This window comes from Aerococcus sp. UBA6277 (assembly GCF_002440555.1).
Classification (GTDB): Bacteria; Bacillota; Bacilli; order Lactobacillales; family Aerococcaceae; genus Aerococcus.
On the sequence record NZ_DJUR01000013.1, the window covers coordinates 1 to 24,609 of the forward strand.

Consider the following 24,609-nt stretch of genomic DNA (forward strand, 5'->3'; position numbering starts at 1 on the left):
AACACTATTTGTAAAAGAACCAGAATCTCCGGCAATCGGTATTTTTCTTGTTTCGGCAGTAGTGACCAAAAAGCAATTATTGATAGTAAATCACTAAAGCGTTGTAAATGGCGTCGGCAACTTGGTTCCAGTATTCTTCTTGACTGAATACCGCCACGTCACTTGGTGTTGACATATATCCAAGTTCTATTAAGACACCTTCTCCAGCTAATTCCCGGATGACTTGGAAGTCACCGAATTTAACGCCGTTAGATTCTAATGGTAATCGTTCCATTAATTGGGCTTGAATCTCTTGGGCTACTGGGATTGAATCGTCGCCGTAGTAGTAAGCTGTTGTGCCGGATGCACCTGTTGATTCAATTGCATCATAATGGAATGAAATCAATAGGTCAGCGTCTGCTTGGTTGGCTGTATATGGAATATCAGCTAAAGCAACATCTGAATCATCATCGCGTGTTAAAATCACATTTACGCCTGCTGCTTCAAGTTTTTCCTTAACGGTGAGGGCAGTTTGTAAGGTGACTTCTTTTTCATATAAACCGTCTGTTATAGCACCTGGATCAATACCACCGTGACCTGGGTCTAATACAATGGTTCGGCCAGCTAATGTACTGGTTGCTTCGGCTGCTTTTGCTTTATCCGCCATGGCAGTTGAATCACTCTCTGATAACCAGTTAACGATATATCCCTCAGTACCATCGACTGAACGTACATGGTAGTATTCATTTTCTTGACCAAGGTAGGCAAACTGTTCGTTTAGGGCACCCTTAGCTAAGATTTCAGAGTCTTTGTTGGCTTCGCTACGAATATTTACCCCATCAGCAGTTGCCTTAACAGTAAAGTCGTAATCAGATAGAAATTCATCGAAAGTTGATTGTTCTTCTTCTGTGATTTCAGTATCTTCCTCGTAGGCCATTGTTCCTGGTGTCACATCGATTGCTGTTTGTTTCACCCAACCAATTTCACCAGAAAGTTGAATTTGAGCCCAACCATCCGCTTGGTGTAAGATTTGGTATTTTGAATTCTTTTCTGCAGATGTTAAGACCGTTGCGTCTTCTGTATTTTCTTCGTAGATTTGAATATCATCCTCTAAGATTGTGGCAATAAAATCAGAGGAATCGATATCTTGGTTATCAGCTAACCAAGTTGGTATCCAACCTATTTCATTGTTATCGAGTAAGACATAGTACCAACTATTTTCTTGTCTAAGTATTCGATAAGGATTACTGCCATCAAGTTGGTCTTTAATATCATAAGTGATCCCAGGGCCCTCACGAAGGTTGACAACATTGGTAGATAGTTCTTTATAGGATGCTTTGTTGTATTGATATAATTGTAATGAGGAGAAACCAACGATTCCTGTTACAAAAATAAGGTAGAGTAGATAGACTACTTTATTTTGTTGGAAGTGGTTCTCAGAATGATCTGTCAATTCGCGTACACCTCAGTAGTTCACCGGAAATTCCGGTAGAAAAAGTTTATATTTTTGCTAAAATTAGGCATTGTTATAACTCAGTTTACCTTTCTTGTGATAAATGAACAACTAGAAAATATACTATCTTGACACTTTTTTAGTTTTGATATAAGATAAAGAATGGATAATCCAATGAAAGAGCAAGAATAATTGTCGACATTTCTAGAGAGAGCTAACGGGTGAGAATGCTCAATGTCATTTATTTGCAAACACTCTGGAGGAGAATAGTGCAAAGCTATTCCGTCACGCACGTTACGCGTCGAGCAACAGCCATAGCTGTTGAAATTAAGGTGGTACCACGAAGTTAACTCGTCCTTATATTCCTATTGTTGGAATGTAAGGGCGATTTTTTTATTTTTATTTTTAAAGGAGGGGTATTGTGATTCAACGACCAAAAGGGACTGCAGACATCTTACCTGAAGATATGAATCTATGGCATTATATAGAAGATACTGCGAGAAGAATTCTAAACCAATATCGTTATTTTGAGATTCGTACACCCATGTTTGAAAGTTATGAATTATTTTCCCGCGGTGTAGGAGAAACAACAGATGTAGTGTCTAAAGAAATGTATGATTTTTATGACAAGGGTGACCGTCATATTGCCTTAAAACCTGAGGGGACGGCACCAATCGTACGGGCATATGTGGAAAATAAATTATACGCACCTGAACAGGTGAAGCCCTATAAAGTCTATTATATGGGACCAATGTTCCGTTATGAAAGACCACAAAGCGGCCGTTTACGCCAATTCCACCAAATCGGTGTTGAAGTGTTTGGTGAAGCAAATGCTGCCAAAGATGTAGAAACGATTGCTTTAGCCATGGATTTATTTAAAGCGCTAAATGTCCAACATATCAAGCTAGTGATTAATTCATTAGGGGACACAAGTTCACGTCTTGCATACCGTCAAGCCTTAATTGACTACCTAACACCATTTACGGATAAATTATCTGAAGATTCAAAAACACGTTTACATAAAAACCCGTTACGTGTATTGGATTCAAAAGATAAAAAAGATATCGAAATCGTGGCCAATGCGCCATCAATCTTGGATTATCTTTCTGAAGAATCAACTAAACGCTTTAATGAAGTGCAATCTTTATTGACAGCCCTAGGTATTGATTTTGAAATCGATCCAAATATGGTGCGTGGTTTAGACTACTACAAAGATACAATCTTTGAAATCATGTCTGAAGATAAAGTCTTTGGTGCCCAAACAACAATTTGTGGTGGGGGTAACTATGATGGTTTAGTGAAAGAGATTTCAGATGGTAAAGAGTCTGTTCCAGGCTTTGGTTTCGGTTTAGGAATCGAGCGTTTAATCTTATTGATGAAGGCGCAAGAAGTCCAAGTACCAGACATGCATGAACTTGACGTCTATGTGGTGAATATCGGAGACAATACGGATGAAGCGGCAATGAAAGTCTTGCAACACGTGCGTCACGCTGGTTTTTCAGCTGACCGAAACTTCTCTGGTGCCAAACCTAAAAAGCAATTTAAAGATGCCAATAAACTAGGTGCAGACTTGGTTGTTACTATCGGGGAATCTGAATTGGAAAATAACCAAATCACGATTAAACATATGGCCTCTGGTAAAGAAGCTGCCTACCCGCTAGAAAAATTTGCGGATGATTTTGCAAGCATTTACCAAGAATTAAACCAATAGTAATTATTTTTAAAACAGAGAAAAGAAATAAAAGAGATTTAAAATAAAAGGAGCTGCATATAATGCAACGTAGTGTGTATTGTGGAAATGTCTCTAACGAATTCGTTGGACAAACTGTAACATTAAAAGGATGGGTACAAAAACGTCGTGACCTAGGTGGGGTAATCTTTGTTGATTTGCGTGACCGTGAAGGTATCGTTCAAGCTGTATTCAACGTTGAAAACTTAGGGGACCAATTTGCTGAAGCTGAACGTTTACGTTCTGAATACGTGATTGAAGTAACTGGTGAGGTTGTGTTACGTGGTGAAGGATTAGCAAATCCTAAAATTAAAACTGGTGACATTGAAGTGATGGTTTCTGATTTAACAATCTTAAACATTTCAAAAACACCACCATTCCCAGTTGAAGATGACATTGATGTAAACGATGAAATTCGTATGAAATACCGTTACGTAGATTTACGTCGTCCAAAAATGGCGAATAACATGAAATTACGTCATCAAGTAGTATCTACAATCCATCGTTACTTAGACGATCAAGAATTTATCGAAGTAGAAACACCTTACTTAACCAAATCTACGCCAGAGGGTGCACGTGACTACTTAGTCCCATCTCGTGTACATCCAGGTGAATTCTATGCCTTACCGCAATCACCACAATTATTCAAACAATTGTTGATGTCTGCTGGTATGGACCGTTACTACCAAGTTGTCCGTTGTTTCCGTGATGAAGATTTACGCGGAGACCGTCAACCAGAATTTACGCAAATCGACTTAGAAACAACTTTCTTAACACAAGAAGAAATTCGTGATTTAGTAGAAGGTATGTTGAAAACAGTCGTGAAACGTACTAAAAACATTGATATCACCGAAAACTTCCCAATCATTACTTATGACGATGCAATGGCACGTTATGGTAACGACAAACCAGATACTCGTTTTGGTTTAGAATTAGTGGAAATTTCTGATATCGTTGATCAATATGAATTCAAAGTATTTAACCAAGCAATTGAAAAAGGTGGCATCGTTAAAGCTATCAATATCAAAGGTGCTGGTGACAACTACTCTCGTAAAGACTTAGACAACTTAACACCATTTGCATCTACATACGGGGCTAAAGGTGTGGCTTGGATCAAAGTGACTGACGAAGGTTTATCAGGTCCTATTGGTAAATTCTTTAAAGACAATCCTGCACCATTAATGGATCGTTTACAAGCTGAAACTGGTGACGTATTAGTATTCGTTGCAGACAAGGAATCAGTAGTTAACCAATCATTATCTGAAATCCGTTTGAAATTTGGTCGCGAATTGGACTTAATGGACAAAAACCAATTTAACTTCCTATGGGTGACAAACTGGCCATTGCTTGAGTATGATGAAGATACAAAACGCTTCAATGCAATGCACCACCCCTTCACTATGCCTAACGAGGAAGACGTGGATAAATTAGCTGAAAACCCGGAAGAAGTATACGCACAAGCTTACGATATCGTTTTAAATGGTTACGAAATCGGTGGTGGATCATTACGTATTTACCAAAAAGAAATGCAAATGCAAATGTTCAAAGCTTTAGGCTTTACAGAAGAATCTGCAGCTTCTCAATTCGGTTTCCTATTAAATGCTTTAGACTATGGTTTCCCACCTCACGGCGGATTAGCTTTAGGTCTAGACCGTTTAGTCATGTTATTAGCTGGTGAAGAAAACATCCGTGAAGTGATTGCCTTCCCTAAAAATGGTCGTGCATTTGACCCACTAACAGAAGCACCAAGCCATGTATCAGAACAACAATTAGAAGAATTATCATTATCAGTAACTACAATTGATTTTGATTAAGTAAAAAAATGGCCTTAGGGCCATTTTTTTATGATTACAGGAAATTTGAATTGTCATATCTAATAATCTTTAAGAGTAAATATATGTCGTGTGGTAGAATATACTTAGACATATATTTACTTTTTTTATTTGAGGAGGATTAAGTTAATGAGTAAAAAATCATGGATATTAGCAATTGTTGCTGTTATTATCCTTGCACTGGGTGCATTTGGTAGTCAATTGACTAGCCAAACTAATGTCAATAATTTGCTTTCTGAAGGATCAGATGCTTTTTCAAGCGCGCAAAATATTATTGAACCAGGGGATGCAAACCGTCAGGTAGCGGTGTTAGCAGTCGATGGAACGATTGCGGACAACTCTGGGTCGGGTTCTTTTTCTGAAGGGATGGATTACCAAGGTATCCTAGATGCTATTGAAGAAATTAAAGAAAATGATGACGTTCAAGCACTCTTATTAACCGTCAATTCACCAGGTGGTGGGGTATATGAAAGTACAGAATTATATAATGCCTTACTTGACTTAAAAGAAAGTCGGGAAATGCCAATTTATGTTTCAATGGGGCAAATGGCTGCTTCTGGTGGTTATATGATTTCAATGGTCGGTGACCAAATCTATACGGATAGTGAAACAACTACTGGTTCAATTGGTGTCATCATGCAAGTACCGAACTTCTCAGGCTTTATGGAAGAGCATGGGTTATCTATGGATACCTATAAATCAGGCGCTTTGAAAGATATGGGTTCCTCATTTAGAGGCGCTTCTGATGAAGAAAAAGACGTCTTAAATTCTTTCATTCAAGAGAAATACAACCGTTTTGTTGAAATCGTAGCGAATGGTCGCGGGATGTCAACGGATGACGTGAAAAAATTAGCTGATGGTCGTATTTATTCAGGGAGTCAAGCCGTGGAAAATGGCTTAGCTGACCAAATTGGTTACGAAGAAGATGCCTTAGCATCCTTAAGAGCTGATAAAAACCTGGAAACAGCTACCGTTGTGGACTACACACCTAGGTCTGCTACTTCATGGATGACTGATTTTATGTCATTGTTAGCTGAGAAAAATTTATTCACTGGTCAATCAGAAGCCAATACAGCGGATGAAATGACGCAAATTTTAGAGGTTTTAGAAGATACCTCAACACCTCAATTCTATTACATGTACGGAGGTGAATAAGATGTTTAAGCGCCGTAAAAAAGCTAAGGACATTCAAGAAAGTGTTGAATTACCAAAGCTAAATGAACGTCTTTATGAAGGGTCAGTAGAAACAGAATTTAAAGAAAAACGTCGTGAACGCAAAATTAAATCTTTGCAAGCTTCACCGCAAGAAATCTTTTCAAATTATCGCCGTAACCTAGAAGCAGATATTACTTCAGGCTATGCTCGCAAGCTATATGGAGGTTTCTGGATTCGTTTAGTTGCCTTCTTAATTGATTTACTGATGGTATATGCCTTACGTTTACTAGTCACAGGTGTCTTAAATGCAGTAACACAAGGCGCTTATAGCACCTTGCCTGCTGCAGTGACTTTCCTAGTCGATCAATTCGTCTTAATTGCCTACTTTACCTTGTCAACATTCTGGACCAATGGCCAAACGCTTGGAAAAGGGTTACTAGGCCTTCAAGTTGTAACCAACAAACAATACAAATTATCCTTTATGACATGTTTATTTCGTGAAGGTTTAGGAAAAGTGGTTTTAACGACGTTGCCATTTTTAGGTTTGATGGTTGTCTTTTCAAACAAACGTCAAAATTTCATGGATTACTTTACAGATACAAATGTCATTTCATTAGGACAATTTGCCATGTTATTTGAAGAAAATGCGATCTAATAATTGACAAAAGGTGTAGCTGAAACGCTACACCTTTTGTGGTACTTAGGCTAGTGAAAACAACGCCGCTTCTCGCACCCATCGAATAACGCTTGATTTTTTTGTTAGGTGCGTTATAATAATGGGAAATAAATAAGATCCTTTAACTTGCGTCCAGAGAGACGAAGAAGGCATGACACGTCTAGTTTTTAACCAAATGGGGAAAGACTACTTCTTTTTGCGCACGCAAGTAGGGAAGTAGTCTTTTTTCTTACTTAAGCAAATAATGGAGGTCATACCATGGTAAAAGTGATTATGAATGAAAAAGAGATTAGCCGCGCTTTAACACGTTTATCGCATGAAATTATCGAACGGTATAAAGGGATCGATAATTTAGTACTAGTTGGGATTGAAACGAGAGGAGTTCCTTTAGCTGAACGTCTAGCTGCTAAAATTGAAGAAATCGAAGGTGTTATTCCTGTCGAAAAAATCAATATCGATGGTTACCGTGATGACGCAGAAGAAGCTATTCAAGTGGCAAAAAATGGAACAGATTTAACGGGTAAAAAGGTCATCTTGGTAGATGATGTGTTATATACTGGCCGAACAACACGCGCTGCTTTAGATGCTTGTGTTGACCTAGGTCGTCCAGCTGAGATTGCCTTAGCAGTTTTAGTTGACCGTGGACATAGAGAATTCCCAATCCGTGCAGATTTCGTCGGGAAAAATATCCCAACTGCTCGCGAAGAAGATGTGGTTGTGGCTTTAAATGAAGTAGATGATAAAGACGAGGTTTTAATTAAATAGACGTAGTGTATTACTTTAAGTGGGTCCGAGAGGCTACAAGTGATTTTTCTATGTGAACTGGTTTTTGTGGAACCAGTGTATTCACCTAGCGAAGTGCTTGTAGACTTAAATCTGCAAGCACTTTTTTTCGATGAAAGTAGGTATATGAATGCGACATTTCTTATCTGTAGAACAATTTACCAACGAAGAATTTATGGTATTAGTGAGACGAGCGTCTGACTTTAAACATGGACGAGACAGTTTTAAGAGCGATCGGACAATCGTGAACATGTTCTTTGAAAACTCAACGCGAACCAAAATGAGTTTTGAGATGGCTGAACACAAAATTGGCATGCATCAGATGAACTTTGACGTGACGACTTCTTCAATCAATAAAGGGGAGTCTTTATACGATTCCGTCTTAACCATGCAAGCAATCGGGGCCGACGTTGTGGTTATTCGCCATCCTGACGCAAACTATCCGGACCAGCTGGTCAACCTTGATGTCCAAGTTGTAAACGCGGGTTCAGGTGCTGGTCAGCATCCATCCCAATCTTTACTAGATATCATGACCATTTATGAAGAATTTGGTGACTTTAGAGACTTAAATGTCGCTATTATTGGTGATATCCTGTACTCAAGGGTAGCCGTTTCCAATATGATGATGCTAAATCAACTAGGGGCCAATGTCATTTTCGCTGGTCCAGACCAATACTTTGATAAACGTTACGAAAAATATGGTGAGTGGATGACAGTTGACGATGCTGTCAAAACGGCAGATGTCGTGATGATGCTAAGGGTTCAATTGGAACGCCATCCAAACGGGGACAAGCCTTTTGAAAAGGCCGACTACCATGAACTATTCGGTTTAACTCGTGAACGATACCAAACCATGAAAGACCATGCCATTATCATGCACCCGGCGCCAGTTAACCGGGATGTTGAGATTGCGGATGAATTGATCGAATGCGAGAAGAGTCGGATTGTGTCACAAATGTCAAACGGGGTTTATGCACGTATTGCAATTTTGGAATGGGTATTGAAAGGAAGATATGATGAGCTTAATAATCACAAATGGTAAACAGGTTACAAAAGATAGTCAACTAGTAGATGTTCATTTAAAAATCGACGGCCAAAAGATTGTCGCAGTTAGCGCGCAATTAGATTTCGACGTTGCGGATACCGACCAAGTGATTGATGTGGCTGGGAAATTAGTCACACCAGGATTGACAGATGTCCATGTCCACTTCCGCCAACCGGGTTTTGAAGATAAAGAAACAATTTTAACTGGTAGTCAAGCAGCAGCACGTGGTGGTTTTACCCGAGTGGCAGCCATGCCTAACTTGAATCCAGCACCTGATACACCAAAAAAATTAACAGCAATCCAAGAATTGATTGACCAAGATGCGGTTGTTGAAGTCTTACAATATGCACCAATTACAGGTAACCTAAAATCAGATGACTTAGTTGACATGGAGCATATGCCAGAAGCCTTTGCCTTTACCAATGATGGGTTTGGGGTTCAAACAGCAGGTACTATGTATCTAGCTATGAAAGAAGCGGCCCGAGTAGGTAAGCCAATCGTTGCGCATACAGAAGACGAAAGTCTATTGTTCGGTGGCGTGATGCATGAAGGGATTAAAAACAAGGAATTAGGGTTACCTGGTATCTTGAATGCAACTGAATCAAGCCAAATTGCCCGGGATATCCATTTAGCAGAAGAAACAGGCGTTCATTACCACGTTTGTCATGTGTCAACAAAAGCATCTGTTGCTGCCATTCGCGACGGCAAAGCGCGCGGTGTACATGTAACAGCCGAAGTGGCACCTCATCACTTAATCTTAAACGAATTAGATATTCCTTCAGATGACGCAACGTACAAGATGAACCCTCCTTTACGCGGGGAAGAAGACCAAGCAGCCTTATTAGAAGGGTTATTAGATGGGACTTTAGACATGGTCGCAACTGACCACGCCCCCCATACCTTAGCAGAGAAGGCCAACGGCTTTATGCATTCACCATTTGGGATTGTGGGTATTGAAACGGCCTTCGCAGTCATGTACACAAACTTTGTGAAAACTGGTGCAATGTCCTTAGCTTTCTTACTAGAAAAAATGGCAACTGCACCGACTGAAGTTTTCGGCTTAACATCCGCAACGCTAGCAGTTGACAGCCCAGCGGATATTGCCGTTTTCGATTTAGACCAAGCTTATACAATTGACCCTGCTGACTACTTATCAAAATCACAAGTGACACCATTCAATGGTGAAGAAGTGTACGGTATGTGTGCCTTGACGGTCTTCCAAGGGGAAGTTGTTTACGAGCAAAAATAATCAAAGTAAAGCTTATTGAAGGAGGCTATTATGTCACGTTTAAGTGTAAAATTACCAGGTTTAGAATTGAAAAACCCCATTATGCCGGCATCAGGCTGTTTCGGCTACGGTGAAGGGTTCGCGGAAAAATATGACCTAAGTATTTTAGGGGCTTTAGTGGATAAATCGACAACTGTTGAAGTGCGGAAAGGGAATCCAGACCCACGCTACTTCCACTCTGGCGAACGTATTTTAAATTCAGTTGGCTTAAAAAACCCAGGTGTTGAAGGCGTCTTAACGGAAAAATTACCTTATTTAGCCCAATTTGATGTGCCTATAATCCAAAGTGTGGCAGGTTCAACTGTAGAAGACTATGTGGAAGCAACAAAAGCATTATCACAGCCAGAAAATGTTAAAGCAATCGAATTAAATATCTCTTGTCCGAATGTTAAATTAGGTGGTTTACAATTCGGGACTGATCCACAAGTAGCTGCAGAATTAACAAAACAAGTCAAAGCAGCAACAGGCTTACCTGTATATGTAAAATTAACGCCAAACGTAACGGACATTACAGTTATAGCTAAAGCAGTAGAAGCAGCCGGTGCAGATGCCATTGTCATGATTAATACAATTACTGGTCAAACATTTGATTTGGAAACAAGACAACCTATTTTAGGTGGCGTAACTGGCGGTTTATCTGGTGCTTCAGTGAAATATGTAGCCTTACGCATGGTTCGTCAAGTCGCTCAAGTAGTAGATATTCCAATTATTGGGGTAGGTGGTATTGAAAGTATCGACGATGTGTTCGAAATGATCATCGCCGGTGCAACAGCAGTTCAAGTTGGTTCAGCTAACTACGCCAACCCAATGGTCTGCAAGGAAATTATCGAAGGCTTGCCAGCACGCATGGATGAATTGAACGTTGAATCCATTGAAAAATTAGTCGCGGAAATGAAAATGATGATCAAACAATAAATACATTGAAAAACAGCGCTCATGAATAACATGGCGCTGTTTTTGACTTCATGATGAAAATTTTTGAGCTGAGTATCGGTGCTCTCACCCTGGGGTTTTGGTTGAGTTGAAGAACATGATGATCAAAGTGGCTGTTTCTTCAATTGACCGGTCAGCGACGTTGATGACTGGACAATTCAACTCTTCGTACAGCTTGTTGGCGTAGGCCAATTCTTTTTCAATGCGGGCATCATTTGTATATAAACTGGCATCTTCAATCCCATATGACCGCATCCGTTCACGTCGGAATTTATTTAAGACATTGACGTCATTGGTTAAGCCGATAATTTTTGACCGCTCAATTTCATAAATAATATCTGGAATTCTAGATTCTGGGACTAACGGCAGGTTAGCTACCTTATAACCCATATTCGCAAGATACATACTTAATGGCGTTTTAGACGTTCTAGAAATCCCTAATAAGACGATATCCGCATCGATAAAGCGTTTAGGCTGTTGGCCGTCATCGTTATTGACCGCAAACTCTAAGGCCTCAATTCGTTTATAGTACTCATCATCAAGTTGGTGGCGAATTCCAGGTTTGCCGGAAGGCTTCACCTTTGTTTGACTCACAATCTGATCCATTAACTGGTCAAGGACATTTAAGTAGAAAATTCCCGCCATTTCACAGTAATCTTCCGCAATTTTATTAAGGTCTTTGTTGATGAAAGAAGCAACGATGGATGCTTTTTCAATTTTGGCTTGTTTTAAAATAGGAAGCAGCATATCGTCGTGTTGAATGAAGGGGTAAGTGGTGATGTCAAAATCAACGGATGGAAATTGAACGGACACGCTTTGGAATATATCATTCACTAGCGACCCAACTGCATCCGAAATTAGGAAATACTTTGGCTTTTTTGGTGTGTCTTGGTTCATCTTTTTGCCTCCATTAATCAATATATTAATTTTATTCTACCATAGATGACCCGTGATTATTCCCTCGGACATAATGATTTGAATTCGAAATATAAATGTGTTATGATTATATTACGGATTCGAAATATAAAAACTTAAAAGATATTCTATTAAAAGGGAGCTTCAATTATGACAACAGATTTATTAGGTATTCACCATGTAACGGCAATTACCTCAAGCGCCGAAAAGAACTATCAATTTTATGCAGGTGTTTTGGGCATGCGATTGGTTAAGAAAACAGTTAACCAAGATGACATCCACACCTACCATACTTTCTTCTCAGATGATGAAGGGAACGCGGGTACGGATTTAACATTCTTTGACTTCCCTGGCGTGCCAAGTGGTTACTACGGGACAAACTCAATTTCTCGTATCGGCTTGCGTGTACCAAATGATGCAGCCTTAGCTTATTACGAAGAACGTTTGCAATCATTTGATGTACAGACTGAAGAAATCAAAGAAGTTTACGGCAAAAAAGTGCTTCGCTTTGAAGACTTTGACGGTCAACGCCTTCAAATCTTCTCAGATGAAAACAACGAGGGTGTTGCGCCTGGTAAACCTTGGAAAAATGGTCCAGTCCCTGAAGATAAAGCCATCTATGGTTTAGGACCAATCGAAATTTCAGTATCTTACTATGAAGACTTTGGTAAGATCCTTGAACAAGTCTATGGCATGAAACAATTGTCAGACGACGGCCAAGAAGCTTTATATGAAGTAGGCGAGGGCGGTAACGGGGGCCAAGTCATCTTACGAAAAGACTTAGTAACCCCACCAGGATTACAAGGATACGGTGAAGTACATCATGTGTCATTCCGTGTCGCTGACCACGATGCCATCCAACACTGGGTCAACAAGTACCAACAAATTGGATTACCAAGTTCAGGTTTGGTCGATCGTTTCTTCTTTGAAGCCTTATACGCACGTATCGGTGACATCTTAATCGAAATCTCGACTGACGGTCCAGGTTTCATGGGTGATGAACCATATGAAACATTAGGAGAGTCATTATCCTTACCACCATTCTTGGAAGAAAACAGGGCACATATCGAGTCGCAAATCCGTCATTTTGATACAACACAGCCCAATGATTATGGCTTCAAATCGTAATCAATCCGTGTTAGAATAAGTAGGAACTGGAGTGATAACTATGAATTTTGTAGATGAGTCCATGCAAGTCCTAAACGAAGCTGGTTTTAAATACACAAAAAAACGTGCTGATATGTTAAACGTCTTTGACGAAGAAGGGGCCTATTTCCTAAGCGCCAAAGAATTGCAGCAACGATTAGAAAACTTATATCCAGGTATCTCATTTGATACCATTTACCGTAACTTAAAACTATTCGAAGATCACCACTTCCTTGAAACCTCTGAAGTCAACGGGGAGATGGTTTTTAGAAAACATTGTGATCCATATTTAGGACACCACCATCATTTTATCTGCACAAATTGTGGCAAGACGATTCCAATCAAATCTTGCCCCATGACATTTTTCTCCGACCAATTACCGGGTTGCGAAATTGTCAGCCATACCATTGAATTACAAGGGCTTTGTAGTGAGTGTCAGTAAGGGAAATATTTTGGAAAAGGGCTAGAGACGCATGTCTAGCTCTTTTTTCGTTAGTAAATCGCAGCTAATTAGGCTAGCATTTACCTCTTAAAGACCTGGGACATTTTCCTTAATTACCTAAGACATGGTCACTTTTGAATTACAAACTTTCAACAAATTTACCTTAGGATAATTGACTTTATAAATATAATGGCGTATAATTCACTAGAACGTTTTTTCAAGTATGAAAGAACGATTTGTAGTAACGAGGGGAGGGAAATGTCATGTCAAAAACTGTAGTTCGTAAAAACGAATCACTTGACGACGCTCTTCGTCGCTTCAAACGTTCAGTTTCAAAATCTGGCACAATACAAGAAGCACGTAAACGTGAATTCTACGAAAAACCTTCAGTAAAACGTAAGAAAAAATCTGAAGCGGCTCGTAAACGTAAATTCTAATCGTTTACCTTGCGATAAAGGAGGCGGATCATGGCTTTATTAGACCAACTAAATACCGATATGAAGGTAGCCATGAAAGCTAAAGATAAATTTAAGTTATCTGTTATCCGTATGTTAAAAGCAGCAGTTCAAAATGCTGAAATTAACAAGGGAAGTGCATTGTCTGAAGATGAAGAAATTGAACTTTTGGCTCGCGAGTTGAAGCAACGAAAAGAGTCGGAAGCAGAATTCCGTCAAGCAGACCATGTAGAATTAGCAGATAACGCAGTTGCTGAAATCGCGATTATCGAAGAATATTTGCCTGCACAATTATCAGAGGCTGAATTAGACGAAGGTGTCAAACAAGTCATTGACGAAGTTGGCGCTACATCTATGAAGGACTTTGGTAAAGTCATGCAAACTGCTGTGGCCAAATTTAAAGGTCAAGCGGATGGTAATGCAATCCAAACAGTAGCAAAAAAATATTTAGGTTAATAAATCTAGATCTGAGAGGAAGTCTTCGGGCTTCCTTTTTTGTTGGTCAAAAATTGGTTATTACACCAAAATGATAATTTAATTAAAAATAAATTAAAAAAACCTTGTAATCATATTTGGTTTTTGATAAATTGTAGGTAGCTATTTGAAAGGAGTGACAACAATGCGCCAATTTAGAATATCTTCCAATTATATAATGCATGCTGGCGTATTTGTTGCGTCTCCATTTAATTTAAAACAAGATTTATTATTATTAGCTAAGTAGGATTCTTCTCTAGGAGAGTCCTTTTCCACGTGAAGCGGGCTCTAGCTAATAAAACGGCGGCCTGTTAACGGTCGCCGTTTTTTTATTAGGTGATGGCAAAAGTAGTGAAGCGTAATAAAAGTCTGGAAATTGAGTGGAGCCTTTTTTTAATTCAATAAAAACTTAAAAGATGAAGGAGCGATTTTGATGGATTTAGGACTAAAAGGTAAAGTAGCAGTCATTACAGGGGCCAGTAGAGGTATCGGATTTGAAACAGCGAAAACATTGGCTGAGGAAGGTGCACATGTTGTGATTACTGCTCGTCATGAGAACCGGTTAATTGAGGCACAAACAGCCATTAAAGAAGCAACAGGGGTTGAAGTGGATTACGCAGTAGCTGACGTCACAGATTTACCTGTTGTCCAAAAAGCCATCGCGGACACAGCGGCCAAATACGGGACTATCGATATCCTTGTCAATAATGCGGGTGGCCATAGAGCGGGCTCATTTGAAGAAGTAGACAATGATGCATGGCGGTTTGACTTGGAAATTAAAATCATTGGTGTAGCAAACTTTACCCGTGAGGTATTGCCCTATATGCGTAAACAAGCTTCAGGTTCGATTATTAGCGTGGTTTCCAATTCTGGTAAGACGCCAGGTCCTAAGTCTGTACCGACTTCACCAGCCCGTTCAGCTGGTTTAGCTGTCATCAAGGAATTGAGTAAAGAGTACGGTGAATACAATATTCGTGCAAATGCGGTATGTATTGGTTATATCCGAAGTGAACAGGTTGAAAAGATGTGGCAAAATGACCCAGAAAATCCAACTTGGGAAGAGTTTTCAAAACAAAAAGCCAATGATACCCATACGCCAATGGGGCGTGTTGGTGAAACAACAGAAGCTGCTAAAGTGATTAGCTTCCTTGCTTCAGATGCCGCCTCATATGTGAGTGGTGCAGCTGTCAATATTGACGGTGGCGCATCAGACGCTATGTAATTCTAAGGAGAAAAAAGCTTATGATGGATCAAGAAATTATTCACGCTAGTAAGACACTATATCAAGCAGACAATGAAAAAGTACCGGTACCATACGGGAAATTTGGAATTGTCAACGAAGAAGACGGCTATCGAGTGCAACAAGCTGTTTTAGATTTAAGAAAAGCGGCTGGTGAAAAGGTTGCAGGTTATAAAATTTCTTTGTCAGCAAAAATTCAGCAGTCATTTTTTAAGACCACAACGCCTTTATACGGCGTCATGACAGACAAAGGCGTTTGGGATTCGGATATGGACCTGAGCAAATTTATGGGTCCTTTGTTAGAATTTGAAATCATATTTAAAGCTGAAGAAAGGATTTCGCCGGACGATTCAGTGGAAACTATTATGTCTAAATGCCAGGTGGCGACAGGATATGAAATTCCAGATTGCCGGTATGACAACTGGTACGGAAACATTTCAAAATTTGAATTGATTGCTGATGGAGCAGCCAATGCAGGTATAGTAGCCGGGGAATATGTCAAACGGACTTATCAAGAAATTGATGACGTGATGGGAACAGTAACAGTAGATGGTCAACCATATACCCAAGGTTCTTCAAAAGAGGTGATGGGCCACCCAGCTTATTCAGTCCAATGGTTGGCACAAAAATTAGCTGAAACAGGCCAAGCTATTGAACCAGGAATGTTTGTGGCTTCCGGTGCCGTTAATATGCCGAAAGTCATTCAACCAGGCGTTTATGTAGGCCAATTTGAAGGACTACCACCAGTAACCTTATTTGCAAAATAAACACTAAAATTAACACAAAATAAAAGCGAAAAAGCATTTGCTTTCCCAAATATTGGAATAGCAAATGCTTTTATTATCTATCTGAATCAAATTTTTTTAATAGCCTTTTTCTTTAGAAACGACATTGACGGCTAAATCGCCTTTTTCTACGTAAGCTTTTAAGTTAGCTTGGAATATTTTATATGTTTCGATGGCAAAGTGCTCTACTTGACCAGTCATATGCGGTGTTACATCAATTTTTTCATGGGCCCAGAAAGGATGTTCTTCCGGCAACGGTTCTTCTCTAAAGACATCAAGGGCTGCATAAGCAATGTCATCTTGATCAATAGCTTCGATTAAGTCCTGGTCTACAACGGCAGAACCACGACCCACATTAATAAATAAGGGTTGTTTTTCTTGGCGACCGAAATATGTAGCATCAAAGACGTTTTGTGTGGCGTCTGTTTCTGGTAGGACGTTGACGATAATGTTGGCGTCAGTCACTTGTTCAAAGCCGTCCGCTGTTTTAACCGTTTGATTAAAGTGGTCTACTTCACGCCCAGATGTATTCACTCCGACTGTTTCTAAACCGAATGCTTGTCCGATACGAGCGATTTCTTTCCCTACATTACCGGCACCAAACACGACCATTTTCTTTTCAAGTAAAGACATGTGTTGGGCATATGCCCAATGTTGGTTTTCTTCACGCACTTTATAAATATGTAAACTCCGGTAGTAGTTCAAGATGTAACCAAAAACGGTCTCTGCAATCGGTGTCGCATGAATGCCACTCATGTTGGTGATTTGAATCTTTTCATCAGCGACGATTTTTTTAGGCAATTGATTGATGCCAGCGAATTGGACTTGGATCCAGCGAAGGCTATCATAACCATTTGCTGCATATTTATCAGCTAGCTCAGCATTCCAACCATATTGAATTTCAATATTGGGGAAGTCTGCGTCGGTCAACTCATCCGCCATTTTCATCTGATAATCATTTGCTAAGGTTTTGATGTCATCAATTTGCCAATCCTTTACACGGTTTGCGATGGCTAATATTTTTTGCATAGTGTACGCCTCCCTAAAGCATTTTCTCTATTGTATCATTGATTGATTGACTTGCGGAAGCAAACACCTTTTTCCGCCAAGATGGCTAAGCATTTGAAAATACATGACCTGTGATTCGTATTTATGCCAGATTTTTGCTATAATTTATTTAATACGAAAAGGGGGAAGTTTTCATTTGACAGAATCTGCAATCAGTAAAAATGTAGCCTTGATGAATCCAGCATTAGCCGTACAACTATTTGGTACTGAGGACCGTAATCTTTCTTTGATTGAACAAGCTTTTGAGGTGCAAATATTTGCCAGAGATGAGCAAATAGAAGTGACCGGACAAGAAGCGGATGTTGCCCAAGTGATTGATTTACTGACTGAATTACAAGTAATTCTGCAATCAGGTATCACAATTGGTGAACGTGATGTGGTTACTGCGATTAAAATGGCTAACAGTGGGACTTTGAACCACTTTGTAAGTCTATATGAAGAGGAAATTGGCCGGACCTTTGAAGGGAAAGCTATTCGAACAAAAACTGTAGGTCAACGTCAATATTTACACGCTGTCAATAAACATGCCATTACTTTCGGGATCGGACCAGCTGGTACCGGGAAAACTTTCTTAGCAGTGATGATGGCCGTTCAGGCATTAAAACAAGGACGGGTAAAACGAATTGTCCTAACGCGTCCAGCGGTTGAAGCGGGGGAAAGCTTAGGTTTCTTACCTGGTGACTTGAAAGAGAAAGTTGATCCGTACTTAAGACCAATTTATGATGCCCTATATACCATCTACGGACGGGAGCATACTGAACGCTTACTGGAACGTGGCGTGATTGAAGTGGCACCACTTGCTTATATGCGTGGTCGGACTTTAGAAGACGCTTTTGTCATTCTTGATGAAGCACAAAATACAACGGTTGCCCAAATGAAGATGTTCTTAACGCGTCTTGGTTTTGGGTCTAAGATGATTGTCAACGGAGACAAGACACAAATTGATTTACCTAGAGGCGCTAAATCCGGGTTAATCGATGCGGAAAGACACTTGCAGGGGATTAAAGATATCGACTTTGTGCACTTTACAGCGACTGATGTTGTTCGTCACCCAGTGGTGTCAGCAATCATCAATGCCTATGCCAATGAAAATAAGGGTAATGAATGATAGATAAGGCAAAAAGAAAAAAGGTGAAAAAGTGTTAGATTTAATTTTTGAAGATAATACGAACGAGCTATCTAGTAAACATGAAGAGATGTTGCATGAATTGTTGGATTTTGCAGCAGATTATTTGAAACTTACTGGAGAAATTGACTTATCTTTAACCATCGTGAACGATGCAGAAATTCATGAAATTAATAAAACTTACCGCAACATTGACCGTCCAACTGACGTGATTTCTTTTGCGATTGAAGATTTAGGAGAAGATGAATTAGCAGTTATGGGCTTGCCAGAGGATATGCCACGTGAATTGGGCGATCTTTTTATCTCGATTGATAAAACACGTGAACAAGCAGCTGATTATGGCCATTCTTTTGAACGTGAACTAGGCTTTTTAGCTGTCCATGGATTCTTGCATTTGAATGGTTATGACCATATGAATGAAGCAGATGAAAAAGAAATGTTTGGCCTACAGAAAGAGATTTTAGATGCTTATGGACTTAAAAGAGCGTAAACAAGTACAAAAACCACCAAAAGTGGATAAGAACCATAATTTTTTTGAATCAATGGGTTATGCATTAAATGGGATAAAATTTTCCTTTGTCCATGAACGAAATATCCGTTACCAGATTCTGGGCTTAATTTTAGTTATGTCGGCCGCTTGGTTTTTTACTTTGTCCGTTGAAAAGTGGTTAATTTTGATTTTGACTTGCGCCATTGTGATCTGTATGGAAATTACCAATACCATTGCTGAGTGGATTATAGATTTAGTGACTGACAACCAATACCATCCCATTGCAAAAAATGTGAAGGATGTAGCGGCTGGTGGCGTACTGATTTCATCTACAATGGCCGTTATCGTTGGTTTGTTGATATTTGTACCTGAGATTTTACTTTTGTTCAAATGAATATATAAATAAGGGAGACTATTTTTGAATATAGAAGATTTTAATATAAACGATTTTGACAACATTGAGGATTTAGAAAAATTACTAGAGGACGACGGAGAACAAGCTGAAGATGACTTTGGTGGGTATAAGTCAGGTTTTGTGGCCATCGTTGGCCGTCCGAATGTTGGGAAATCAACCTTTTTAAACCGCGTCGTAGGGCAAAAAGTTGCCATCATGACTGACAAGGCGCAAACGACGCGTAATAAAATCCAAGCGGTTTATACAACAGATGAGGCGCAAATTGTTTTCATTGACACACCAGGTATTCATAAACCCCATAATGAGTTAGGTGAATTCATGAATAAGTCTGCCTACCAATCACTTGAAGAAGTAGATGCCATCTTAATGTTGGTGAATGCGGAAGAACCAATTGGCCCGGGTGACAAATTCGTCTTTGAAAAGATTAAAAATTACAAGACTCGTAAGTTCTTGGGTGTCAATAAAATTGATAAGGTATCGCCTGAAGCACTAGCGGACTTTATGCAAACTATTCCAAGCCCTGAATCTTTTGACGGGATTATCCCTCTATCTGCTTTAAACGGTAATAATGTGGAGACCTTGATCGATACCTTGGTTGGTTTATTGCCGAATGGACCACAATACTACCCATCTGAATTTATCACAGACCATCCTGAATACTTTGTTGTTTCTGAATTAATCCGTGAACAAATTCTTTTAAATACGTATGAAGAAATTCCACATTCAGTTGCTGTTCAAGTAGACTCCATGCAAAAAGATGAACTGGACCGTGTGCATGTGTATGCGACCATTATCGTCGATCAAAAGAGTCAGAAAGGGATTATCATTGGTAAGGGCGGTAAGATGATCAAGAAAATTGGTGTTGAAGCCCGTAAAGAAATTGAAAACCTACTAGGTTCAAAAATTTATTTAGAACTTTGGGTCAAAATTATCAAAAACTGGCGTAACAATAAGTCTAACTTAGGAGACTTAGGTTACAACCATAAAAACTACAAGGGTTAATGGCAGGCATTAATCAAGTCTAGCTATCATAAAAATCGAAACATATTGACATGAGTATTGAAAGGGGACAAGACCATGCGAAAGGACCATTACGCGCGTTTCGATGGAATTGTCCTTTTTACGCGGAAATACAAGGAAAAAGACCTGCTGATTAAAATATTCACCAAGGAATTTGGTAAGCGGATGTTTTTCATTAAGAATATACAACGACAGAATAATGGTTTAAGGGAAATTGCCTTTCCTTATATGCGGGCCTCATTTGTTGGAACCATTAACGATAAAGGTTTTTCTTTTCTTAATGATACGGGAGATGTTCTATTTCCAAAGACAACCATCGCAGATATACAGGCCAATGCCTATGCAGCCTACATGACAGGTTTGACCGATGCCGCCTTTGAAGACTTTATTGAAGAAGACAAGGTTTTTAATTTGTTGTGGCAAGGTCTAGGCAAAATAGAAGCCGGCGTCGATCCGTCAGTCGTGGCCAATATATTTGAGATTCAGTTGCTGCCGAAATTCGGGGTCGCCCCTAACTTTAGGTCTTGTGTTATTTGTGGCCGTGATCAAGGCCGTTTTGACTATTCCATGCAGTATGCTGGCGTTTTATGTGAACAACATTTTCATATGGATGACAGGCGTCTCCATTGGTCACCAAGGGCAAGTCATTTTATCCGACTATTTAGTCAAATGCCCTATGACAAACTAGGGCAAGTGAACTTACAGGCGGCAACGAAAACTGAAATTCGCCAAGCTTTGGATGATCTTTACGAAGAGTATGTAGGGATCCACTTAAAAAGTAAGCATTTCATCAGTCAGATGGAAACTTTTGTCAATCCGCTTGACGATAAAAGAGAAAAAAAGTATGATAATAGCTGAATAAAAGAAGTGCAGTGAAAATACTAAGTAGGAAGATGTAGATTCCAAAGCGAAGCCGGATAGTGAAAGCGGCTGGATTGAAACCTTGTGAAGGCATATTGGAGCACTTAACAATAAAGCGCTAATGGATCTTATCCGTTAGAAGTAGGGTGGAACCGCGAGATAATCGTCCCTATGTGTTTGTTTTTTCAAATACATAGGGGCTTTTTAGTGTCTTCTGATGTATTTGACCACTGTCACAATAGATAAAAAATGAGGAAGTGAACATCTTGGCAAAAAATCATAAAACATTTCAAGATATAATTTTAACGTTACAAAACTACTGGGCTGAACAAGGTTGTTTAGTTTTAAACGCTTATGACACAGAAAAAGGTGCGGGTACCATGTCACCTTATACTTTCTTGCGTGCAATTGGTCCTGAACCATGGAACGCTTGTTACGTAGAACCTTCTCGTCGTCCAGCAGATGGTCGTTACGGTGAAAACCCTAACCGTCTATACCAACATCACCAATTCCAAGTCGTGATGAAACCAAACCCAGATAATATTCAAGAATTATACATTGAAAGCTTGAAACAATTAGGGATTGACCCATTAAAACATGACATTCGTTTTGTAGAAGACAACTGGGAAAACCCATCACTTGGCTGTGCTGGTTTAGGTTGGGAAGTTTGGTTAGATGGGATGGAAGTCACCCAATTTACTTATTTCCAACAAGTGGGTGGTTTAGAGTGTAAGCCTGTTACCTCTGAATTAACATATGGTTTGGAACGTTTAGCTTCTTACATCCAAGAAGTAGATTCAGTTTACGATATTGAATGGGTTGAAGGCGTTAAATATGGTGAAATTTTTGGTCAAGCAGAATACGAGCATTCAGTTTACTCATTTGAGGAATCGGATGTAGATATGTTATTCGCTGCCTTCAATAAATATGAAGCTGAAGCCTTGAAACAAATCGACAATGAATTAGTCCACCCAGCTTATGACTACATTTTGAAATGTTCACATGCATTTAACTTACTAGACGCGCGTGGTGTGATTTCTGTTACTGACCGTGCCGCTTACCTTGCTCGTATCCGTAACATGGCCCGCCGTGTAGCTAAAATGTTTGTGAAGAAACGTGCTGACTTGGGTTACCCTTTGTTAGACCGAGAAACAGCAGAAGCGTTATTGAAGGAGGAAAAATAATGAGCCAACATACATTTTTATTTGAAATTGGTTTGGAAGAAGTACCTGCTCAATACGTACGTAATGCCGTGAACCAATTAAAATCACTAGTAGAAAACTTTTTATCAGACAACCGTTTAACTTTTGACAATGTCGAAACATTTGCGACACCGCGTCGTTTGACTGTACGTGTTAATGGATTAGCCGACAAGCAAACAGACTTTTCTGATGTAGCTAAGGGACCCGCTAAACGTATTGCTCAAGATGAAGAGGGAAATTGGACCAAAGCTGCCCAAGGTTTCGCACGCGGTAAAGGTGCTTCTGTTGAGGATATTTACTTTGAAGAAGTTAAAGGTGAAGAGTATGTCTTCATTAATATTTCGCAACCAGGTAGCCAAGCGGCTGACATTTTACAAGATGTAGTTTCAGTTATCGACCAAATGTCATTCCCTGTTTCAATGCACTGGGCTTCGTATGACGTTAAATACATCCGTCCAATCCACTGGATGGTTGCCCTATTAGATGACCAAGTCTTACCGTTAACTTTCTTGAACCTAACAGCTTCAAATATCTCACGTGGACACCGTTACCTAGGTTCTCAAGAAGTTGTGATCAATGACGCGAATGCTTATGAAGCAGCCTTAGCTGATGAATTTGTTATTGTAAACCAAGACGAACGAAAAGCATTAATCCAACAACAAATCGACCAATTAGCGAGCGAAAACAAATATCAAATCGATATCGATGCTGACTTACTTGAAGAAGTTACCCAAATTGTTGAATACCCAACAGCCTTTGTCGGCAACTTCGACGAGAAATACTTAGAGTTGCCGGATGAAGTATTGATCACTTCAATGAAGAACCACCAACGTTACTTCTATGTAAAAGACCAAGCAGGCAAATTGTTGCCATTATTCGTAGCTGTTCGTAACGGTAATGCTGAACATTTAGATAATGTCCGTAAGGGTAATCAAAAAGTCTTGACTGCACGTTTGGAAGATGGTTTCTTCTTCGTCAATGAAGATAAAACCAAAACGATTCAAGACTTCCAGGGCCGTTTAGCTAAGGTAACTTTCCATGCTGAAATTGGTTCCTTACAGGAAAAAACGGCCCGTACAGGTCAAATCGCCAAATATTTAGCCGAAAAATGGTCAGGTCAGTTAGCCGACGTCCAAACCGAAGACATCACGCGTACTGGTGAAATCTACAAGTTCGATTTAATGACCGGTATTGTGGATGAATTCTCAGAATTACAAGGAATAATGGGTGAAAAATATGCCTTAGCTTTTGGTGAAGCGCCTGCAGTTGCTACTGCTATTCGCGAACACTACATGCCAATTTCTGCTGAAGGTGAATTACCTGCTAGTCAATTGGGTAAATTGTTTGCGGTGTCAGATAAACTAGATTCAGTGATTTCATTCTTTAATATTGACCGCATTCCTTCTGGTTCAAACGATCCATTTGCATTACGTCGACAAACATCAGGAATTGTACGGATTCTAATCGAAAATGAGTTAACTTTTGACTGGAAAACTGATATCATTAATATCTTGCAGACTGTTTACGGTATTGAAGACCAAGAACGCCTAGTTCAATTACAAACAGCTTTAAGCCAATTTGTGAATGATCGGTTGAAAGCTATCTTAAATGACCAAGAAATACGTTATGATATTGCGGATGCTGTTTTGCAAAGCCACTCAGCGGATGTCTTAAGAAAATTAGCGGCAAGTAAAGTCTTACAAGCAGCTAGTGAAAAAGCGTCATTTAAAGAAACGCTTGAAGCATGGAACCGTATTTTGAACTTGGGTGCGAAAGCCCGTGAACTAAATGTCCAAGATGTTAAAATAGAAGAAAGCCGTTTTGAATCTGATTCAGAAGTTGCGTTATTCAATGCTGCTAAAGGCTTAGAGATGACAAATGACATGCAGAACAACTATAATCAACTTGAGGCTTTAACACCAGTTATCACTGAATTCTTTGATAACAACATGGTATTTGCTGAAGATCAAACGGTACAAAATAACCGGTTAGCCATCTTAAGCATGATTGCGCAAGCCATTTTAACGCTTGCTGATACAAACCGTATTAACACGAAATAAAAATAAAAATTAAAGAAAATGAAAGGAGGGGTAACAC

The 24,609-nt window shown here is 39.5% G+C and carries 24 protein-coding genes; 21 read left to right on the forward strand and 3 right to left on the reverse strand.

What is annotated here, in order from left to right; all coding sequences use genetic code 11:
• Positions 1 to 76: 76 nt before the first annotated feature.
• On the reverse strand, positions 77 to 1,432 hold the full coding sequence (locus B2V22_RS02225) for an N-acetylmuramoyl-L-alanine amidase (protein WP_290490201.1): 1,356 nt from the start codon (positions 1,430 to 1,432) through the stop codon (positions 77 to 79).
• 418 nt (positions 1,433 to 1,850) lie between these two features.
• Here B2V22_RS02225 and hisS point away from each other — a divergent pair, with 418 nt between their 5' ends.
• The 8 genes from hisS (at position 1,851) to B2V22_RS02265 (ending at position 10,855) form a co-directional block, all read left to right on the forward strand.
• Entirely contained in the window at positions 1,851 to 3,143 is a 1,293-nt protein-coding gene (gene hisS, locus B2V22_RS02230) for a histidine--tRNA ligase (protein WP_290490251.1), read from the forward strand.
• A 59-nt stretch (positions 3,144 to 3,202) separates the two neighbouring features.
• Positions 3,203 to 4,975: an aspartate--tRNA ligase gene (aspS, locus tag B2V22_RS02235; RefSeq protein ID WP_290490252.1), complete on the forward strand. Its 1,773-nt coding sequence runs from the start codon at positions 3,203 to 3,205 to the stop codon at positions 4,973 to 4,975.
• Positions 4,976 to 5,122: 147 nt separating this feature from the next.
• Positions 5,123 to 6,148 (forward strand): signal peptide peptidase SppA, encoded by a 1,026-nt coding sequence (sppA, locus tag B2V22_RS02240; RefSeq protein WP_290490202.1) that lies wholly within the window; start codon positions 5,123 to 5,125, stop codon positions 6,146 to 6,148.
• A gap of 1 nt (position 6,149) precedes the next feature.
• A complete protein-coding gene (locus tag B2V22_RS02245) occupies positions 6,150 to 6,803 on the forward strand; it encodes an RDD family protein (RefSeq protein WP_290490204.1) in 654 nt (217 codons plus the stop codon).
• Between the two features lie 279 nt (positions 6,804 to 7,082).
• A complete protein-coding gene (pyrR, locus tag B2V22_RS02250; protein WP_290490206.1) occupies positions 7,083 to 7,589 on the forward strand; it encodes a bifunctional pyr operon transcriptional regulator/uracil phosphoribosyltransferase PyrR in 507 nt (168 codons plus the stop codon).
• A 148-nt stretch (positions 7,590 to 7,737) separates the two neighbouring features.
• Positions 7,738 to 8,649 (forward strand): aspartate carbamoyltransferase catalytic subunit, encoded by a 912-nt coding sequence (locus B2V22_RS02255; RefSeq protein ID WP_290490208.1) that lies wholly within the window; start codon positions 7,738 to 7,740, stop codon positions 8,647 to 8,649.
• Complete coding sequence (locus B2V22_RS02260; protein WP_290490210.1) at positions 8,624 to 9,901, forward strand: dihydroorotase; 1,278 nt, start codon at positions 8,624 to 8,626, stop codon at positions 9,899 to 9,901. The genes B2V22_RS02255 and B2V22_RS02260 overlap by 26 nt, the downstream gene beginning before the upstream one ends.
• Before the next feature lie 30 nt (positions 9,902 to 9,931).
• The gene (locus B2V22_RS02265) at positions 9,932 to 10,855 is read left to right on the forward strand and encodes a dihydroorotate dehydrogenase (protein ID WP_290490211.1); all 924 of its coding nucleotides are present in this window, start codon (positions 9,932 to 9,934) and stop codon (positions 10,853 to 10,855) included.
• Between the two features lie 84 nt (positions 10,856 to 10,939).
• Here B2V22_RS02265 and B2V22_RS02270 read toward each other — a convergent pair whose 3' ends face one another.
• On the reverse strand, positions 10,940 to 11,770 hold the full coding sequence (locus B2V22_RS02270) for a pyruvate, water dikinase regulatory protein (protein WP_290490213.1): 831 nt from the start codon (positions 11,768 to 11,770) through the stop codon (positions 10,940 to 10,942).
• A gap of 168 nt (positions 11,771 to 11,938) precedes the next feature.
• Between B2V22_RS02270 and B2V22_RS02275 the strand changes: the two genes are divergently transcribed.
• The 6 genes from B2V22_RS02275 (at position 11,939) to B2V22_RS02300 (ending at position 16,312) form a co-directional block, all read left to right on the forward strand.
• A complete protein-coding gene (locus B2V22_RS02275; RefSeq protein WP_290490216.1) occupies positions 11,939 to 12,916 on the forward strand; it encodes a VOC family protein in 978 nt (325 codons plus the stop codon).
• Positions 12,917 to 12,956: 40 nt separating this feature from the next.
• Entirely contained in the window at positions 12,957 to 13,376 is a 420-nt protein-coding gene (locus tag B2V22_RS02280; protein ID WP_290490218.1) for a Fur family transcriptional regulator, read from the forward strand.
• Positions 13,377 to 13,639: 263 nt separating this feature from the next.
• Positions 13,640 to 13,813, forward strand: coding sequence for a 30S ribosomal protein S21 (rpsU, locus tag B2V22_RS02285; RefSeq protein WP_003142732.1), 174 nt, complete (start codon positions 13,640 to 13,642; stop codon positions 13,811 to 13,813).
• Positions 13,814 to 13,843: 30 nt separating this feature from the next.
• Entirely contained in the window at positions 13,844 to 14,287 is a 444-nt protein-coding gene (locus B2V22_RS02290; RefSeq protein ID WP_016897393.1) for a GatB/YqeY domain-containing protein, read from the forward strand.
• Between the two features lie 451 nt (positions 14,288 to 14,738).
• Complete coding sequence (locus tag B2V22_RS02295; protein ID WP_290490224.1) at positions 14,739 to 15,527, forward strand: SDR family NAD(P)-dependent oxidoreductase; 789 nt, start codon at positions 14,739 to 14,741, stop codon at positions 15,525 to 15,527.
• A 20-nt stretch (positions 15,528 to 15,547) separates the two neighbouring features.
• Positions 15,548 to 16,312 (forward strand): 2-keto-4-pentenoate hydratase, encoded by a 765-nt coding sequence (locus B2V22_RS02300; protein ID WP_290490226.1) that lies wholly within the window; start codon positions 15,548 to 15,550, stop codon positions 16,310 to 16,312.
• Between the two features lie 96 nt (positions 16,313 to 16,408).
• Here the strand turns inward: B2V22_RS02300 and B2V22_RS02305 are convergent, their stop codons facing one another.
• Positions 16,409 to 17,359 (reverse strand): NAD(P)-dependent oxidoreductase, encoded by a 951-nt coding sequence (locus tag B2V22_RS02305; RefSeq protein WP_290490228.1) that lies wholly within the window; start codon positions 17,357 to 17,359, stop codon positions 16,409 to 16,411.
• Between the two features lie 175 nt (positions 17,360 to 17,534).
• Between B2V22_RS02305 and B2V22_RS02310 the strand changes: the two genes are divergently transcribed.
• The 7 genes from B2V22_RS02310 to glyS all read left to right on the forward strand — a co-directional run bounded on the left by B2V22_RS02310 (position 17,535) and on the right by glyS (position 24,572).
• The gene (locus B2V22_RS02310; RefSeq protein WP_290490230.1) at positions 17,535 to 18,506 is read left to right on the forward strand and encodes a PhoH family protein; all 972 of its coding nucleotides are present in this window, start codon (positions 17,535 to 17,537) and stop codon (positions 18,504 to 18,506) included.
• Positions 18,507 to 18,594: 88 nt separating this feature from the next.
• Positions 18,595 to 19,014 carry an rRNA maturation RNase YbeY gene (ybeY, locus tag B2V22_RS02315; RefSeq protein ID WP_227645200.1) on the forward strand — a complete coding sequence of 140 codons (420 nt, stop codon included), beginning with the start codon at positions 18,595 to 18,597 and terminating at the stop codon, positions 19,012 to 19,014.
• Positions 18,989 to 19,408: a diacylglycerol kinase family protein gene (locus B2V22_RS02320; RefSeq protein ID WP_290490232.1), complete on the forward strand. Its 420-nt coding sequence runs from the start codon at positions 18,989 to 18,991 to the stop codon at positions 19,406 to 19,408. Before ybeY ends, B2V22_RS02320 begins: the two co-directional genes overlap by 26 nt.
• Positions 19,409 to 19,432: 24 nt before the next feature.
• Entirely contained in the window at positions 19,433 to 20,431 is a 999-nt protein-coding gene (era, locus tag B2V22_RS02325) for a GTPase Era (RefSeq protein ID WP_290490234.1), read from the forward strand.
• Positions 20,432 to 20,506: 75 nt separating this feature from the next.
• Positions 20,507 to 21,307, forward strand: coding sequence for a DNA repair protein RecO (recO, locus tag B2V22_RS02330; protein ID WP_290490235.1), 801 nt, complete (start codon positions 20,507 to 20,509; stop codon positions 21,305 to 21,307).
• A gap of 260 nt (positions 21,308 to 21,567) precedes the next feature.
• Complete coding sequence (gene glyQ / locus B2V22_RS02335) at positions 21,568 to 22,494, forward strand: glycine--tRNA ligase subunit alpha (RefSeq protein WP_396159599.1); 927 nt, start codon at positions 21,568 to 21,570, stop codon at positions 22,492 to 22,494.
• Positions 22,494 to 24,572 carry a glycine--tRNA ligase subunit beta gene (gene glyS, locus B2V22_RS02340; RefSeq protein WP_290490239.1) on the forward strand — a complete coding sequence of 693 codons (2,079 nt, stop codon included), beginning with the start codon at positions 22,494 to 22,496 and terminating at the stop codon, positions 24,570 to 24,572. The genes glyQ and glyS overlap by 1 nt, the downstream gene beginning before the upstream one ends.
• Positions 24,573 to 24,609 lie beyond the last annotated feature (37 nt).

What these genes read in the sequence shown, in the direction of transcription:
- sppA (WP_290490202.1), top strand. Translation starts at nt 5,123, where the DNA reads ATGAGTAAAAAATCATGGATATTAGCAATTGTTGCTGTTATTATCCTT.
- B2V22_RS02245 (WP_290490204.1), top strand. Translation starts at nt 6,150, where the DNA reads ATGTTTAAGCGCCGTAAAAAAGCTAAGGACATTCAAGAAAGTGTTGAA.
- pyrR (WP_290490206.1), top strand. Translation starts at nt 7,083, where the DNA reads ATGGTAAAAGTGATTATGAATGAAAAAGAGATTAGCCGCGCTTTAACA.
- B2V22_RS02255 (WP_290490208.1), top strand. Translation starts at nt 7,738, where the DNA reads ATGCGACATTTCTTATCTGTAGAACAATTTACCAACGAAGAATTTATG.
- B2V22_RS02260 (WP_290490210.1), top strand. Translation starts at nt 8,624, where the DNA reads ATGAGCTTAATAATCACAAATGGTAAACAGGTTACAAAAGATAGTCAA.
- B2V22_RS02265 (WP_290490211.1), top strand. Translation starts at nt 9,932, where the DNA reads ATGTCACGTTTAAGTGTAAAATTACCAGGTTTAGAATTGAAAAACCCC.
- B2V22_RS02270 (WP_290490213.1), bottom strand. Translation starts at nt 11,770, where the DNA reads ATGAACCAAGACACACCAAAAAAGCCAAAGTATTTCCTAATTTCGGAT.
- B2V22_RS02275 (WP_290490216.1), top strand. Translation starts at nt 11,939, where the DNA reads ATGACAACAGATTTATTAGGTATTCACCATGTAACGGCAATTACCTCA.
- B2V22_RS02280 (WP_290490218.1), top strand. Translation starts at nt 12,957, where the DNA reads ATGAATTTTGTAGATGAGTCCATGCAAGTCCTAAACGAAGCTGGTTTT.
- rpsU (WP_003142732.1), top strand. Translation starts at nt 13,640, where the DNA reads ATGTCAAAAACTGTAGTTCGTAAAAACGAATCACTTGACGACGCTCTT.
- B2V22_RS02290 (WP_016897393.1), top strand. Translation starts at nt 13,844, where the DNA reads ATGGCTTTATTAGACCAACTAAATACCGATATGAAGGTAGCCATGAAA.
- B2V22_RS02295 (WP_290490224.1), top strand. Translation starts at nt 14,739, where the DNA reads ATGGATTTAGGACTAAAAGGTAAAGTAGCAGTCATTACAGGGGCCAGT.
- B2V22_RS02300 (WP_290490226.1), top strand. Translation starts at nt 15,548, where the DNA reads ATGATGGATCAAGAAATTATTCACGCTAGTAAGACACTATATCAAGCA.
- B2V22_RS02305 (WP_290490228.1), bottom strand. Translation starts at nt 17,359, where the DNA reads ATGCAAAAAATATTAGCCATCGCAAACCGTGTAAAGGATTGGCAAATT.
- ybeY (WP_227645200.1), top strand. Translation starts at nt 18,595, where the DNA reads ATGTTGCATGAATTGTTGGATTTTGCAGCAGATTATTTGAAACTTACT.
- B2V22_RS02320 (WP_290490232.1), top strand. Translation starts at nt 18,989, where the DNA reads ATGCTTATGGACTTAAAAGAGCGTAAACAAGTACAAAAACCACCAAAA.
- recO (WP_290490235.1), top strand. Translation starts at nt 20,507, where the DNA reads ATGCGAAAGGACCATTACGCGCGTTTCGATGGAATTGTCCTTTTTACG.
- glyS (WP_290490239.1), top strand. Translation starts at nt 22,494, where the DNA reads ATGAGCCAACATACATTTTTATTTGAAATTGGTTTGGAAGAAGTACCT.